At 44.7% G+C, this 14023-nt stretch carries 18 protein-coding genes; 10 read left to right on the top strand and 8 right to left on the bottom strand.

Going from position 1 to position 14023, the window contains the following annotated elements:
- Positions 1 to 8: 8 nt before the first annotated feature.
- The 5 genes from arcA (at position 9) to OCV20_RS01870 (ending at position 4587) form a co-directional block, all read left to right on the top strand.
- On the top strand, positions 9 to 1229 hold the full coding sequence (gene arcA / locus OCV20_RS01890) for an arginine deiminase (protein ID WP_019821481.1): 1221 nt from the start codon (positions 9 to 11) through the stop codon (positions 1227 to 1229).
- A 157-nt stretch (positions 1230 to 1386) separates the two neighbouring features.
- Positions 1387 to 2391 (top strand): ornithine carbamoyltransferase, encoded by a 1005-nt coding sequence (locus OCV20_RS01885; protein ID WP_050647041.1) that lies wholly within the window; start codon positions 1387 to 1389, stop codon positions 2389 to 2391.
- 266 nt (positions 2392 to 2657) lie between these two features.
- Positions 2658 to 3587 carry an aspartate carbamoyltransferase gene (pyrB, locus tag OCV20_RS01880; RefSeq protein ID WP_012604860.1) on the top strand — a complete coding sequence of 310 codons (930 nt, stop codon included), beginning with the start codon at positions 2658 to 2660 and terminating at the stop codon, positions 3585 to 3587.
- 12 nt (positions 3588 to 3599) lie between these two features.
- The gene (pyrI, locus tag OCV20_RS01875; protein ID WP_017058927.1) at positions 3600 to 4061 is read left to right on the top strand and encodes an aspartate carbamoyltransferase regulatory subunit; all 462 of its coding nucleotides are present in this window, start codon (positions 3600 to 3602) and stop codon (positions 4059 to 4061) included.
- A 136-nt stretch (positions 4062 to 4197) separates the two neighbouring features.
- Positions 4198 to 4587: a RidA family protein gene (locus tag OCV20_RS01870; protein WP_004735319.1), complete on the top strand. Its 390-nt coding sequence runs from the start codon at positions 4198 to 4200 to the stop codon at positions 4585 to 4587.
- A 124-nt stretch (positions 4588 to 4711) separates the two neighbouring features.
- On the opposite strand, the gene OCV20_RS01865 is transcribed toward OCV20_RS01870, so the two are convergent.
- From OCV20_RS01865 to mlaF, 8 genes are all read right to left on the bottom strand, one after another.
- Positions 4712 to 5437 (bottom strand): 1-acylglycerol-3-phosphate O-acyltransferase, encoded by a 726-nt coding sequence (locus OCV20_RS01865; RefSeq protein WP_017058926.1) that lies wholly within the window; start codon positions 5435 to 5437, stop codon positions 4712 to 4714.
- A gap of 152 nt (positions 5438 to 5589) precedes the next feature.
- Entirely contained in the window at positions 5590 to 6855 is a 1266-nt protein-coding gene (gene murA, locus OCV20_RS01860) for a UDP-N-acetylglucosamine 1-carboxyvinyltransferase (RefSeq protein ID WP_048605883.1), read from the bottom strand.
- 8 nt (positions 6856 to 6863) lie between these two features.
- Positions 6864 to 7118, bottom strand: coding sequence for a BolA family iron metabolism protein IbaG (ibaG, locus tag OCV20_RS01855; protein WP_017058924.1), 255 nt, complete (start codon positions 7116 to 7118; stop codon positions 6864 to 6866).
- A gap of 13 nt (positions 7119 to 7131) precedes the next feature.
- A complete protein-coding gene (locus OCV20_RS01850) occupies positions 7132 to 7440 on the bottom strand; it encodes an STAS domain-containing protein (protein WP_019821470.1) in 309 nt (102 codons plus the stop codon).
- A complete protein-coding gene (locus tag OCV20_RS01845; protein WP_108721731.1) occupies positions 7440 to 8069 on the bottom strand; it encodes an MlaC/ttg2D family ABC transporter substrate-binding protein in 630 nt (209 codons plus the stop codon). The genes OCV20_RS01850 and OCV20_RS01845 overlap by 1 nt, the downstream gene beginning before the upstream one ends.
- A 53-nt stretch (positions 8070 to 8122) precedes the next feature.
- Positions 8123 to 8614, bottom strand: coding sequence for an outer membrane lipid asymmetry maintenance protein MlaD (gene mlaD, locus OCV20_RS01840; RefSeq protein ID WP_017058921.1), 492 nt, complete (start codon positions 8612 to 8614; stop codon positions 8123 to 8125).
- A 2-nt stretch (positions 8615 to 8616) separates the two neighbouring features.
- Positions 8617 to 9396 carry a lipid asymmetry maintenance ABC transporter permease subunit MlaE gene (gene mlaE / locus OCV20_RS01835; protein WP_046224440.1) on the bottom strand — a complete coding sequence of 260 codons (780 nt, stop codon included), beginning with the start codon at positions 9394 to 9396 and terminating at the stop codon, positions 8617 to 8619.
- Between the two features lies 1 nt (position 9397).
- Positions 9398 to 10192, bottom strand: coding sequence for a phospholipid ABC transporter ATP-binding protein MlaF (mlaF, locus tag OCV20_RS01830; protein WP_086775223.1), 795 nt, complete (start codon positions 10190 to 10192; stop codon positions 9398 to 9400).
- A 266-nt stretch (positions 10193 to 10458) separates the two neighbouring features.
- Between mlaF and OCV20_RS01825 the strand changes: the two genes are divergently transcribed.
- From OCV20_RS01825 to lptA, 5 genes are read left to right on the top strand one after another with little or no spacing between them, the layout of a single operon-like run.
- The gene (locus tag OCV20_RS01825; protein WP_050622165.1) at positions 10459 to 11424 is read left to right on the top strand and encodes a calcium/sodium antiporter; all 966 of its coding nucleotides are present in this window, start codon (positions 10459 to 10461) and stop codon (positions 11422 to 11424) included.
- A 34-nt stretch (positions 11425 to 11458) separates the two neighbouring features.
- On the top strand, positions 11459 to 12430 hold the full coding sequence (gene kdsD, locus OCV20_RS01820; RefSeq protein ID WP_017632284.1) for an arabinose-5-phosphate isomerase KdsD: 972 nt from the start codon (positions 11459 to 11461) through the stop codon (positions 12428 to 12430).
- Positions 12430 to 12987 carry a 3-deoxy-manno-octulosonate-8-phosphatase KdsC gene (gene kdsC / locus OCV20_RS01815; RefSeq protein ID WP_086775224.1) on the top strand — a complete coding sequence of 186 codons (558 nt, stop codon included), beginning with the start codon at positions 12430 to 12432 and terminating at the stop codon, positions 12985 to 12987. Before kdsD ends, kdsC begins: the two co-directional genes overlap by 1 nt.
- Complete coding sequence (gene lptC / locus OCV20_RS01810; RefSeq protein ID WP_019821456.1) at positions 12984 to 13547, top strand: LPS export ABC transporter periplasmic protein LptC; 564 nt, start codon at positions 12984 to 12986, stop codon at positions 13545 to 13547. Before kdsC ends, lptC begins: the two co-directional genes overlap by 4 nt.
- The gene (gene lptA / locus OCV20_RS01805; RefSeq protein WP_048605896.1) at positions 13528 to 14022 is read left to right on the top strand and encodes a lipopolysaccharide transport periplasmic protein LptA; all 495 of its coding nucleotides are present in this window, start codon (positions 13528 to 13530) and stop codon (positions 14020 to 14022) included. The genes lptC and lptA overlap by 20 nt, the downstream gene beginning before the upstream one ends.
- Position 14023: the final 1 nt, after the last annotated feature.

Below are 14023 nucleotides of genomic sequence, written 5' to 3'. Positions count from 1 at the left end.
GATGCAAAATGAGTAAGCTGTACGTTGGCTCCGAAGTCGGTCAATTGAGACGAGTTCTCCTAAATAGACCAGAAAGAGCACTCACCCACCTCACCCCTTCAAACTGTCATGATCTTCTATTTGATGATGTACTTGCCGTTGAAGCCGCTGGTGAAGAACATGATGCCTTTGCAGAAACGCTGCGCAGCCAAGACGTAGAAGTGCTATTGCTGCATGACCTGCTAGTAGAAACGCTTGCCGTATCTCAGGCTCGCGAGTGGTTACTGAATACTCAAATCTCAGATTTCCGTTATGGGCCGACTTTCGCCCGTGACCTAAGAAACTACCTTGCTCAAATGGATAATGAGCATCTAGCAACGATCTTACTCGGTGGCTTGGCCTACTCTGAGCTTCCTATCAAATCATCATCGATGCTGCCTAAAATGCATCGACCACTCGATTTCGTTATCGAGCCACTGCCTAACCACTTATTTACGCGAGACACTTCTTGCTGGGTTTACGGCGGTGTATCGCTTAACCCAATGATGAAACCTGCACGTCAACGTGAAACGAATCACCTACGTGCTATCTACCGCTGGCACCCAGTGTTCGCAGGCCAAGATTTCATTAAGTACTTTGGTGATGAAGACCTTCACTACGACAACGCTAACATTGAAGGCGGTGACGTACTGGTTATCGGTAAAGGTGCGGTACTGGTTGGTATTTCAGAGCGTACTAAACCACAAGGTGTCGAAAACCTAGCGGCTAGCTTATTTAGATCAGGCCAAGCTACCGAAGTGATTGCGATCGATCTACCAAAACACCGCTCTTGTATGCACCTTGATACGGTGATGACACACATGGATATCGACACGTTCTCTGTCTATCCAGAGATTGTTCGCAAAGATCTAGATACTTGGCGCCTAACGCCAAAAGAAAATGGTGAAATGCGTGTCGAGAAAGCTGAAAACTACCTGTCAGCGATTGAAGGCGCACTAGGCCTTGATCAACTGAAGATCATCACAACCGGCGGTGATAACTACGAAGCTGAGCGTGAACAGTGGAATGACGCTAACAACGTACTGACGGTGAAACCAGGTACCGTGATTGGTTATGAACGTAATGTTTACACCAATGAGAAATACGACAAAGCGGGTATCGAAGTTCTAACGATTCCTGGCAACGAGCTAGGCCGTGGTCGTGGCGGCGCGCGCTGTATGAGTTGCCCTATCGAAAGAGATGGTATCTAAGTCAAAGAGCTCAGTTAAACAGACTCTATAATCTTATCTAGGCCAGTATTCATTTACTGGCCTTTTTTATTAAATTAATAAAATAAATATTCACAAATATAGCATTTTTATGTTTAACTAAGTTCTTCATTGATTCTATATACGCAAGGAGCGAGAGATGGCCTTTAATCTTCGCAATCGTAACTTTCTAAAACTTCTCGACTTTACTCCTAAAGAGATTCAGTTTTTACTCGATCTGTCTGCTGACCTAAAAAAAGCTAAGTATGCAGGTACGGAACAGAAAAAACTCAACGGTAAAAACATTGCTTTGATCTTCGAGAAAGCATCAACTCGAACACGATGTGCGTTTGAAGTGGCCGCCTTTGATCAAGGTGCTCAGGTCTCTTACCTTGGTCCTTCTGGCTCTCAGATTGGTCAAAAAGAATCAATGAAAGATACGGCGCGTGTATTGGGCCGTATGTACGATGGCATCGAATATCGTGGTTTTGGCCAGAGTATCGTTGAAGACTTAGGCGCTTATGCGGGCGTGCCAGTTTGGAATGGCTTAACCGATGAGTTCCACCCTACTCAGATTTTGGCTGACTTCCTCACTATGCTTGAGCATGGCCGCGGAAAACATCTGCACCAAATCAGCTTTGCTTATCTAGGCGATGCACGCAATAACATGGGTAACTCTCTGTTAGTCGGTGCCGCGAAGATGGGCATGGATATTCGCCTTGTCGCGCCTAAAGCGTTCTGGCCAGAAGAGCAGCTTGTCGAAGAGTGCCAAGCTATCGCGCAAAGCACAGGTGCCAAAATCACTCTAACGGAAGACGTTGCTGAAGGCGTGAAAGACTGTGATTTCCTTTATACTGATGTTTGGGTTTCGATGGGCGAGGCACCAGAAGCTTGGGACGAACGTGTTGCAGTTATGACGCCTTACCAAGTGAACATGGATGTTATTAAGCTCACTGGTAACCCTCAAGTGAAATTCATGCACTGCTTACCTGCTTTCCACAACAATGAAACCGTGATCGGCCAGCAAGTCGCAGATAAGTATGGAATGAACGGTTTAGAGGTAACAGACGAAGTCTTTGAATCGGATTACTCAATTGTGTTTGATGAAGCTGAGAATCGCATGCATACCATCAAAGCAGTAATGGTTGCGACACTGGGTCAATAGCGAATACTGAAAGTAAACAAAAGCTTGATGTAATCGCTTGCGCTCACAAATTGAAAGCGTATAATTCTCGGCAATTTGTCTGAGAGTAGTGAAAATGACGCCAACCAATATTGTGATAACACATAGTAATATTGTGAAAACACCAAATATTGCTCGTAAGCTAAGATGCTTACCAGGCCGTCTATTCTGCTTTTCAGCACTTTTTTAAAGCCTCCCATTATGGGGGGCTTTTTTATGGCCAATACATTATTGTGGGGAAGAAGATCATGGCGAATTCGCTCTATCAAAAGCACATCATCTCAATTCCAGAGCTTTCTCGTGAAGAGCTAGAATTAATTGTTCAAACGGCAGGTCAGCTAAAGGCTGAACCAAATCCAGAACTCATCAAGAACAAAGTTGTTGCCAGCTGCTTCTTCGAACCTTCTACGCGAACTCGTCTCTCTTTTGAAACTGCGATTCAACGCATCGGTGGTGATGTGATTGGTTTCGACAGTGGTGGTAACACTTCTTTGGCAAAGAAAGGTGAAACGCTAGCGGACTCGGTACAGGTTATCTCTTCATACGTTGACGCTTACGTGATGCGTCACCCTCAAGAAGGCGCAGCACGTCTGGCTTCTGAGTTCTCAAACGGTGTACCTGTTATTAACGCAGGTGATGGCGCAAACCAACACCCAACACAAACGTTATTAGACCTATTCTCTATCGCTGAGACACAAGGCCGCCTCGACAACCTAAACGTTGCATTCGTTGGTGACCTTAAGTACGGCCGCACGGTTCACTCGTTAACTCAAGCACTAGCGAAGTTCGACAACATCTGTTTCTACTTCGTTGCTCCAGAAGCTCTAGCGATGCCAGACTACATTTGCGAAGAGCTTGATGAAGCGGGCATCAAGTACCAACTATTGACGGACATGGAAGATGTGATTCCTGAGCTAGATGTCTTGTACATGACTCGAGTTCAAAAAGAACGCTTCGATGAGTCAGAATATGCGCACATCAAATCCGCATATATCCTGACCGCTTCGATGCTGGAAAATGCACGCGATAACTTGAAGGTTCTACACCCTCTTCCTCGCGTTGATGAAATTACTGTCGATGTCGATAAAACACCTTACGCTTACTACTTCCAGCAAGCAGAGAATGGTGTTTACGCTCGTGAAGCATTGCTAGCCCTTGTTCTTAACGAAACGCTGTAGAGGAGAGATATCATGTCTAAAGAGACTCAATTAAAAGTTGAAGCAATCAGAAACGGTACTGTTATCGACCATATCCCAGCCAATATCGGGATCAAGGTGCTAAAACTGTTCGACATGCACAATTCTCATCAGCGCGTGACGATTGGCCTAAACCTGCCGTCTTCTGCACTAGGCGGAAAAGACCTGCTCAAGATTGAGAATGTATTTATCACAGAAGAACAGGCGAGCAAGCTGGCTCTTTACGCTCCTCATGCAACAGTGAACCAAATCGAAGATTACGAAGTGGTTAAGAAGCTACCACTAGAACTTCCTGAGCAAATCAACGATGTGTTCGAGTGTCCAAATACCAACTGTATTACTCATAATGAACCGGTTGAAAGCAGCTTTAAGATCTTTGAAAAGAAAGAAGATATTCGATTGAAGTGTAAGTATTGCGAAAAAGTCTTCTCTCGCGAGATCGTGACAGAAAGATAACGTCATACGGCAAAGAAGACCGAATGTAAAAACTATCAAATACCTCGCCTGTGCGGGGTATTTTGCGCTTTACCTATCCAAAGTTTGAAGGCACACTGAAAATTGATTTTTATCTAATAACTGATGGAATAAACCAATGACTAAAGTACTTCACACAGAATCTGCTCCAGCTGCAATCGGCCCATACGTACAAGGTGTTGACCTTGGCAACATGGTACTGACTTCTGGTCAAATCCCAGTAAACCCAGCAACTGGTGAAGTATCTGCTGATATCGCAGAGCAAGCTCGCCAATCTCTAGACAACGTTCAAGCGGTTGTTGAAGCTTCAGGCCTGACTGTAAAAGACATCGTAAAACTAACGGTATTCGTTAAAGACCTAAACGACTTCGGCACAGTAAACGAAGTTTACGGCAAATTCTTCGATGAGCACGGCGTTGCAAACTACCCTGCACGTTCATGTGTTGAAGTAGCACGTCTGCCAAAAGATGTAGGTATCGAGATCGAAGCTATTGCGGTTCGCAAATAGGTTTTTATCTCTAGAATAAACGGTTTCTAGTAAACGAATTGGCAAAATGCTGGATGTTTATCAGATACAAAAAAGGTTGCCCTGTTGGCAACCTTTTTTATTGTTCATCGTTTCGCTTAGATAATTACTTTTTATTAAGCTCAACCACTTCTTTGTCTAACTCTTCAAGCTTAGCAGCCATCTGCTCACGAGCTAGGTTAGCCAGTTCACGAACATTAGACTTGTCGTAGCCTTCAGTGCTGATTGGTGGCAGCATTTCAACAATCACGTGACCATTGTTCCAACGGTTTAGCTTCACGCCACCGGTTGAGCTACATACGATAGGGATAATAGGTAAGCCAGCACCAATCGCAGCATGGAATGCACCTGTTTTGAATGGTAGCAGACCACGGCCACGAGAACGAGTGCCTTCAGGGAACATCCAAACTGAAACATCACTCTCTTTTAGGCTAGTCACGACCTGATCAATCGTACCGACCGCTTTGCTGCGGTTAGCACGGTCAATTAGGATGTTACCCGTCAACCAGTAAAGCTGACCAAATAACGGCATCCACACTAGGCTTTTCTTACCAACCGTCACCACTTTTGGCGTTACCGCTGATGAAATCGTGAATAGATCCCAGCTATTTTGGTGATTCGCTACATAAACATGTTGGCCGCGAGAGTAGGCATCTTCTGGGATGCGAAGCTCTAACTTCATGCCGAAGATCTTCGACATGCGACCGAAATAACGGCCAAAGGTAAATACGTGTTTCGGGTTGCGTGGACTTAATAGGCAGTAACCACAACCAAATACAAACATAAGAATCGCAAATATCGCCACTGCGAAAATACGTAATATTGCTATCATTTTGTTCCTCACCGACCGCCAAGTTGATCCATCTATTCGTGCAAAAGTGATCAATAGATTTACTTGCGGTAAATACAACTATAAAAAAGCCGAAACCAAGGTTCCGACTTTTATGTTTTTATCTTACTGATTCATGAACTCACTAACCTAGGTTAGCTCGACTCACGAAATCGTGTAATGTTTGCGCCTAAGGCTGACAATTTATCTTCAATCTTATCGTAGCCACGATCGATGTGATAAATACGGTCAACGATAGTTTCGCCTTGAGCAATACAGCCAGCAATAACAAGGCTCGCAGATGCGCGAAGGTCCGTTGCCATTACTTGAGCGCCGCTCAGCTTTTCCGTTTCACCACAGATAGCCGTGTTGCCTTCGATTTCTGCTTTTGCACCCATTCGCTGTAACTCAGGAATGTGCATAAAGCGGTTTTCAAAGATAGTCTCAGTGATAACACCACTGCCCTTCGCCATCATGTTAAGCAGAGTAAACTGTGCTTGCATGTCGGTTGGGAAACCAGGGTGAGGTGCCGTTACGATTTTCACCGCTTTCAGCTCACGACCTGTCATATCAAGGCTGATCCAGTCTTCGCCCGTTTCAACCTTCGCACCCGCTTCTTCAAGCTTCGCTAAGGCAGCTTCAAGAAGATGAGCGTTGGTGTTGCGACAAACCACTTTACCGCCAGAAACAGCAGCAGCAACCAGGAAAGTACCTGTTTCAATACGGTCAGCAACCACAGAGTGTTGGCCACCACCAAGACGTTCAACGCCTTCGATAGTAATCGTATCTGTACCTGCGCCAGAAATTTTAGCACCCAGTTTGTTTAGGAAGTCAGCCGTATCAACAATCTCAGGCTCACGCGCTGAGTTATCAAGTACTGTTGTTCCTTCCGCTAGCGTTGCTGCACACATGATAGTAATGGTGGCACCCACACTTACTTTATCCATCACGATGTGCGCGCCTTTCAGACGGCCATCAACACTTGCTTTCACATAACCATCTTCCAACTTAATGGTCGCACCTAGTTGCTCTAGGCCGTGGATATGCAGATCAACAGGTCGAGCACCAATTGCACAACCGCCTGGAAGTGACACTTGGCCTTCACCAAAACGAGCGACTAGAGGACCTAAAGCCCAAATAGAAGCACGCATTGTTTTCACTAAATCGTAAGGCGCACAAAATTCATTAATTTCGCTGCCATCAACATGAACACTACCATTGCGTGATACTTTTGCGCCTAAACGCTTAAGCAGTTCCATCGTAGTATCGATGTCACGTAGGTGAGGAACGTTACTTACTTCTACTGGCTCTTCAGCAAGAATTGAAGCAAATAAGATAGGTAGCGCTGCATTTTTTGCGCCTGAGATCGTCACTTCACCGCTTAGCGGCTTATCCGATCCAATAACTCGAAACTTTTCCATCATAAACCTTAAAGTGACATCAGTTTCTTATCACGTTCCCACTCTTCCGGCGTGAAAGCCTTAATAGAAAGAGCATGGATGTCATTGCGTTGAATGTATTCCATTAGTGGGCCGTAGATTAGTTGCTGCTTCTTAACTCGATTCATGCCGTCAAAACATGGATCAACCGCAACAACTTCGTAATGACTGCCTTCCCCTTTCACGAAAATTTCCTGAAGGTTCAGTGCTTCTGCTAATAATTCTTGTACTTTTGTGCTGTCCACAAATAGCTCCTGCCTAATTTTTTATGTGTTCTGCCATCATTGGCTGGATATTGCTCAATTGGAACAACGTTCGTAATTGTTCTGGCACGAAACTGAGCATTATATGACAGTTTTGATTTTTTGCATGCTCTAATAAGTGAATTAGCATCACCATTCCTGCTGAATCGACTCGATTTATATGGCTAAGGTCAATTTCAACGCTCGATTCCGTCGTTTGCCACTTTTCCAATATACGCCAGATTGCAGGAACACTGTCTCGGTCTAGATCACCGAGCAGCTGATATTCTTTAGAGCTTAGTGCTTGCCATTGAGAATGGCTCATTATTTGTTACTCTCAAAACGAATCGGTTGTGCGGCTAATTTCTCTAGTTCGTCAGCAACTTGTAAGATGCCTTCTTGACGAATCTTAGTATTCCACTCCGATTGCTTGCTCGACAACAGGCTAATACCTTCGGCAACCATATCAAATGCTTTCCACTCGCCAGATTTCTTGTCTTTGCGAAGCTTAAATTCAAGCTTAATGTTTGGTCGCGGCGTATCGATGATATCAACCTTGATACTGGTAATACGGCTATCCGCTTTGATTTTTGGTTCTGGACCAAATTCAATCGTCTGATCCGTGTATTGAGTCAGCACTTGGGCATAAGAAGAAACCAGGTATTTACGGAATGAATCGATAAACACGCCCACGTCTTTTCTATCTGCGCCTTTCAAGTTTGGTCCAAGTAACTTAAGAGCTGCATATTGTGCATTCACATAAGGCATCAACTCTTCTTCCACGATGACCTTCAATAACTCTGGGTCTTGGTGGATGTTGTCTTGTTCACTCTTCAAACGCTCAAATGCCACTTCGGCAACTTGAGTCATCATCAGGTAAGGCTGAGTACGGTCAATCGATTCTGCAGCAAAGGCTTGGGTAGAAATAAGCAACGCCATTGCCGCCATAAACATTGATTTCAAGTAACCAATAGTTTTTAAATGACTAATAGTTTTCAACATCATCTTTATTCCTTAGCTTCGCTGTCATTAGAACCACCAACGCTATACAGCACTTGGCCAATCAAATCTTCTAGTACTAATGCTGACTTGGTGTCTTCAATTGAATCACCATCGACCAACATCTCTTCATCATCAAAAATGAAGCCTGGAACCAGACTAATGTACTGCTCACCAATTAAGCCAGATGTTAAAATTTGAGCACTAGAGGTATCTGGAAATTGTGAGTATTTCCCGTCAATAGACAGTTCAACGACAGGAAGGTAGCTCTCGGTATCAAGCTCAATGCTTTTAACTCGACCAACAACAACGCCCCCCACCTTCACTGGAGAACGAACTTTTAGGCTGCCAATGTTGTCAAAGGTCGCTTTTAGATTGTAAGTATGGTTCGAGCCTATGCCTTTTACGTCAGCGACTTGAAAGATCATGATTAAGATTGCGCAAATTCCGGCAATAACAAAGGTGCCGACCCATAATTCTAATTTTCGAGTTTGTTGCATGATTAATTCCCAAACATCAATGCGGTAAGAACAAAATCTAGCCCTAGTACCGCTAGAGAAGAGTGCACTACAGTGCGTGTGGTTGCCTGACTAATACCTTCTGAAGTCGGTACTGCGTCATAACCATTGAAAAGTGCGATCCAAGTTACGGTGATAGCGAAGACCATACATTTGATCATGCTGTTACCAATATCTCGGCCAAGCTCTACTGAAGACTGCATCGCAGACCAGAAACTGCCGTGATCAATGCCTTTCCAATCAACACCAACCAGTTGGCCGCCCCAAATGCCTACCGCCATAAAGATCATAGCAAGCAATGGCATTGAGATAAGCCCGGCCCAAAGACGTGGTGCAATAATGCGTTTAAGAGGGTCAACGGCCATCATCTCAAGGCTTGAGATCTGCTCTGTTGCCTTCATTAAACCAATCTCTGCCGTGAGTGCTGAACCGGCTCGACCTGCAAATAATAACGCAGTCACCACTGGCCCCAACTCACGTAAGAGTGAAAGTGCGACCATTTGGCCAAGGTTACCCTCAGCGCCGTAGTCAATTAACACGACATAGCCCTGTAGGCTCAGCACCATGCCGATAAACAGACCCGAAACTAAAATAATAGCCAATGACTGAACGCCAACGCTATAAAGTTGTTTTACTAATAAAGGGAAGTTTTTTAGTCGCGGGATGCCAAACAAAGCCCCAAATAACATCAGGCTTGCTCGACCAAATGACTCACAGATCGCAAGTGTACGCTTACCGACACCCGCAATAGTTTTAACAATCATATTAAAACAAATCCTTTTCTAAGCTCTTTGCTGGGAATCTAAATGGTACTGGGCCATCGGCTTCGCCTTGCAAGAATTGCTGCACTCTCGGATCGCTATTGTTGTACAACTCGTCAGGGGACCCAGCAGCAATGATCTTGCTATCTGCCATGAGGTAAACCCAATCAGCAATACTCATCACCTCTGGCACATCGTGAGAAACAACAATCGAGGTTAAGCCCAAGGCTTGATTGAGATTTCGTATCAATTCAACCAATACGCCCATAGTGATGGGATCTTGGCCAACAAACGGCTCATCGTACATGATAAGTTCTGGATCCAGTGCGATTGCACGAGCCAACGCAGCTCTCCTCGCCATACCGCCAGACAACTCACTCGGCATTAATTGCGCTGCCCCTCGTAATCCTACCGCTTCAAGCTTAAGTAATACGATGGTACGAATGAATTTTTCATTAAGTTCAGTGTGCTCTCGCAGTGGAAACGCCACATTATCAAAGACATTGAGATCCGTAAAAAGCGCACCCGATTGAAATAGCATGCTCATTTTCTTACGTGCTTGATACAGCTTTCGACGTGATAATGCAGGGATGTTGTCGCCATCAAACCAAATTTCGCCTTTATCTGGCGGCAGTTGCCCACCGATCAAACGCAGTAAAGTCGTTTTGCCGATCCCAGACGGCCCCATGATTGCGGTTATCTTGCCTTGAGGCACCTCTAAACTGATGTCATCAAAGATAACGCGATCACCGCGTGAGAAGCTGAGGTTATTAACTTTCACAAGCTCAGTGTTCAACATATTTTTGTTGTTTCCTTGCTTTAAAAAACGCCAATTATGGCTGCAATAATAATGAGTCTACTTTAGAATTAAAAGCACTGTTCAATTAATTCATATTAAACAGGAATCTATGCAGGGATTTGAAAGTATTAGAAAATTATCTATTGAGCTCTCTTTCTTGCCTGCTAACTGGTAATTAATTTGCCGAGTGACTTCCCTTTTATCTAGCAACAGGTCAAAATTAGCGGTTAATTCTCCGTTTTTTATTAATTTTTTTAGGAATCATCATGCTTGAAGCGATTGCGTTTCTTATTATCGGTCTAGGTTTTTTGGTGTGGAGTGCAGATAAGCTGGTTTACGGCGCCGCTGCTCTTGCTCGCAACTTCGGTATCTCACCACTAGTTATCGGTATGACGATCTTAGCAATGGGGTCTTCGGCTCCTGAAATGATGGTTTCTGCGACAGCAGCCCTTGATGGCAAAACAGATACTGCTGTCGGTAACGTATTAGGCTCAAACATCGCCAACATTGCGCTGATTTTAGGTATTACCGCTCTAATCAAGCCGCTATCGATTAGCTCTGGCGTGATTCGCCGTGAACTACCATTAATGATTGGTGTCACTTTATTAGCTGGCGCACTGCTTTGGGATAACCATTTAGGTTTCTATGAAGGCGTGTTGTTGTTTGTTCTTTTCGCCGCTTTCTTATTTGCCATGCTGCAAATCAGCCGCAGTGAGAAGAAGAACGGTGATGCCTTCCTTGACGAGCAAGAATCAGAAATCCCAGAGGGCGTAAGTAACCCTAAAGCTGCAATGTGGGTCGTGATTGGTCTGATCATCCTGCCTTTAGCTGCTGATATGCTGGTTGATAATGCCGTAATCATCGCGAAATACTTCGGCATGAGCGACCTTGTCATTGGCCTAACCATCATAGCCGTAGGCACTAGCTTGCCTGAGCTTGCAGCATCACTAGCCGGCGTTATGAAGGGTGAAGATGATATGGCTGTAGGTAATATCATTGGTTCAAACGTATTCAACATCCTTGCTGTTATGGGTATCCCGGGCATCCTGAACCCTTCGATCTTGAGCGAGTTCGCTATGGGTCGTGACTTCTGGGTAATGCTAGGCGTATCGCTACTACTTGTTGTGATGGCACTAGGAAAATCTCGTAGTGTGAATCGTATTGAAGGCGGCGTGTTAATTGTGACGTTCGTGGCCTACCAAGCTTACCTACTAATGAACATGTCGGCTTAATTGTTGATTTAACTTCCCGTACTTGGAGTATTTGATGTCTCAGCCATTTGATTACCGCAGCGTTGCAAAACAAGTTTTGGAAACCGAAGTTGCAGGTCTCACTCAATTAGACCAATATTTTAATGATGATTTTTGTAAAGCTTGCGACCTTATCCTGAATAACAAAGGCAAAGTCGTTGTGATGGGCATGGGTAAATCAGGCCACATTGGCAACAAAATCGCAGCCACATTGGCAAGTACCGGGACATCGGCTTTCTTTGTACACCCAGGTGAAGCAGCGCATGGCGATCTAGGCATGATCGAACCTGGTGATATTGTGATTGCAATATCCAACTCAGGCGAATCGGGGGAAATCCTCAGCCTATTCCCGGTATTAAAGCGTCTGAACATAAAGATCATCAGCATGACAGGTAAGCCGGCCTCGAACATGGCAACCTTGTCTGATATCCATTTACAAATTTCAGTACCAGAAGAAGCTTGTCCACTGGGCTTAGCACCAACAACCAGTACCACGGCGACTTTGGTCATGGGGGATGCATTAGCCGTTGCACTTTTGCAGGCTCGAGGCTTTACCGCTCAAGACTTTGCATTGTCTCATCCAGGTGGCGCTTTAGGTCGTCAACTGCTGTTGAAACTGGACGACATCATGCACACAGGTGACGCACTGCCTGTTGTGGCACCGGATGCGCTAGTTCGAGACGCTCTATTAGAGATTTCGCAGAAAGGCTTAGGCATGACAGCCATCGTTGGTGAAGATGGCCAAATGGCCGGTATTTTTACCGATGGTGATTTACGCCGTATCTTAGACAAACGCGTTGATATCCATAACACGCAGATCGGTGATGTGATGACGCTAAACCCGACCGTAGCCGAGCCAAACATGCTCGCAGTTGAGGGCTTAAACTTGATGCAAGCGAAGAGCATCAATGGCCTGATGTTATGCCAAGAAGGTAAATTAGTCGGAGCGTTAAACATGCATGACTTACTGAAAGCAGGAGTAATGTAATGACACAGACAGTCGAAACTCTATACGGCACTGTTAACTCAGATGTATTTACAATCGCAAAAGAGATCAAACTGCTAATTTGCGATGTCGATGGTGTCTTCTCTGATGGTCGTATCTACATGGGCAACAACGGTGAAGAGCTGAAAACCTTCCACACTCGAGACGGTTACGGCATAAAATCACTGATGAACGCTGGCATTGAAATCGCGATCATCACGGGTCGCAAATCTCAAATTGTTGAGAATCGTATGACCGCTCTAGGCATTAAGCTAATTTATCAAGGTCAAGACGATAAAGTTAAGGCATACCAAGATATTTGCGATAAGCTTTCTGTAAACCCTGAAAATACAGGTTACATCGGAGACGATCTGATTGACTGGCCTGTAATGGAAAAAGTTGGCTTGAAGGTCTGTGTGGCAGATGGGCACCCGCTACTTGCAAAGCGTGCAAACTACGTGACAACCATTAACGGTGGACATGGCGCGGTACGTGAAGTGTGCGACCTGATTTTACAAGCAAGAAATGAACTCGACGTGCATAAAGGTTTAAGCATATGAGTTTTACTCGTATTATCTATTTAATACTCATATTTATTGCCTCTTGGTCGACCTATTACCTGTACGACAAAGAGCAAACATCAACAATACAAGTGGCTCCCAATTTGGAGCTTCCCGCGTTTAGTGGCAAAAGCCTGAACAACATTAGCTACGACGAAAGCGGTATTCGCAGCTATCAGGTTGAATCGACGTATTTAGAACACTACTCAGTGGTTGGCGATACGCACTTTCAAAACCCGGTTCTTTCGGTATTCCGTGAAGGGCACACGATTGAATGGCAAGTCACCGCTGATCGCGCGATTATGGATAAGAATCAAGTTGTCACTTTTTATGACAACGTTGTGGCAAAGAACCTGTTGCCAGAAGCCAGCTTCGATACAATGACCACTGATAAAATGGTTGTTGAGCTGCCTAGCCGAGATTTTTATTCAGATACTCCGGTCCATATGATCGGTACATTTTTTGAAACTGAGGGACAAGCAATGAAAGGTAACTTCGGTACCAACAATGCGACCCTCTTTAATTCTGTTCAAGGTAGATATGAAACTCTTACACCTTAGTTTATTCGCTTTGACCCTTGCGGCACCTAATGTCTATGCTCTGTCTTCGGATAGCGAGCAACCTGTCTACATTGACTCAGACAGCCAGCAATTGGATATGAAAAGTAACCAAGTGACTTTCCTTGGTGATGTGAACCTTAAACAAGGCAGCATCAATATCAATGCCGATAAGGTTATTGTTACTCGTAACGCCGTAAATGGTGAGATTGAAGAGATTCAAGGCTTCGGTAAGCCAGCAACCTTCTCTCAGCTTACTGACGACGGTAAGACACTCTACGGTGAAGCTGATGACCTACATTACCAGCTTATTGCCGACCGACTGATCATGACCAAAAATGCGATGCTATCTCAAGATGGCAGCATCATTCGCGGCTCTAAGATCACTTACCAGATCGGTTCTCAGAAATTAGTCGCTGACAGTGGTGAAAACAAACGAGTGTCAACGGTTTTACAACCAACGGAAGTGAATAAGTAAC

This window comes from Vibrio coralliirubri, assembly GCF_024347375.1.
In the GTDB taxonomy this organism is placed as follows: domain Bacteria; phylum Pseudomonadota; class Gammaproteobacteria; order Enterobacterales; family Vibrionaceae; genus Vibrio; species Vibrio coralliirubri.
This window is presented reverse-complemented; position numbering and strand designations above follow the sequence as displayed.

Bases quoted from the DNA above. Each gene is read 5' to 3' on its own strand.
- OCV20_RS01870 (WP_004735319.1), top strand. From the start codon at position 4,198: ATGACTAAAGTACTTCACACAGAATCTGCTCCAGCTGCAATCGGCCCA.
- kdsC (WP_086775224.1), top strand. From the start codon at position 12,430: ATGACACAGACAGTCGAAACTCTATACGGCACTGTTAACTCAGATGTA.
- mlaD (WP_017058921.1), bottom strand. From the start codon at position 8,614: ATGCAACAAACTCGAAAATTAGAATTATGGGTCGGCACCTTTGTTATT.
- lptC (WP_019821456.1), top strand. From the start codon at position 12,984: ATGAGTTTTACTCGTATTATCTATTTAATACTCATATTTATTGCCTCT.
- OCV20_RS01885 (WP_050647041.1), top strand. From the start codon at position 1,387: ATGGCCTTTAATCTTCGCAATCGTAACTTTCTAAAACTTCTCGACTTT.
- OCV20_RS01825 (WP_050622165.1), top strand. From the start codon at position 10,459: ATGCTTGAAGCGATTGCGTTTCTTATTATCGGTCTAGGTTTTTTGGTG.
- pyrI (WP_017058927.1), top strand. From the start codon at position 3,600: ATGTCTAAAGAGACTCAATTAAAAGTTGAAGCAATCAGAAACGGTACT.
- OCV20_RS01845 (WP_108721731.1), bottom strand. From the start codon at position 8,069: ATGTTTATGGCGGCAATGGCGTTGCTTATTTCTACCCAAGCCTTTGCT.
- mlaE (WP_046224440.1), bottom strand. From the start codon at position 9,396: ATGATTGTTAAAACTATTGCGGGTGTCGGTAAGCGTACACTTGCGATC.
- OCV20_RS01865 (WP_017058926.1), bottom strand. From the start codon at position 5,437: ATGATAGCAATATTACGTATTTTCGCAGTGGCGATATTTGCGATTCTT.
- OCV20_RS01850 (WP_019821470.1), bottom strand. From the start codon at position 7,440: ATGAGCCATTCTCAATGGCAAGCACTAAGCTCTAAAGAATATCAGCTG.
- pyrB (WP_012604860.1), top strand. From the start codon at position 2,658: ATGGCGAATTCGCTCTATCAAAAGCACATCATCTCAATTCCAGAGCTT.
- kdsD (WP_017632284.1), top strand. From the start codon at position 11,459: ATGTCTCAGCCATTTGATTACCGCAGCGTTGCAAAACAAGTTTTGGAA.
- arcA (WP_019821481.1), top strand. From the start codon at position 9: ATGAGTAAGCTGTACGTTGGCTCCGAAGTCGGTCAATTGAGACGAGTT.
- lptA (WP_048605896.1), top strand. From the start codon at position 13,528: ATGAAACTCTTACACCTTAGTTTATTCGCTTTGACCCTTGCGGCACCT.
- murA (WP_048605883.1), bottom strand. From the start codon at position 6,855: ATGGAAAAGTTTCGAGTTATTGGATCGGATAAGCCGCTAAGCGGTGAA.
- mlaF (WP_086775223.1), bottom strand. From the start codon at position 10,192: ATGTTGAACACTGAGCTTGTGAAAGTTAATAACCTCAGCTTCTCACGC.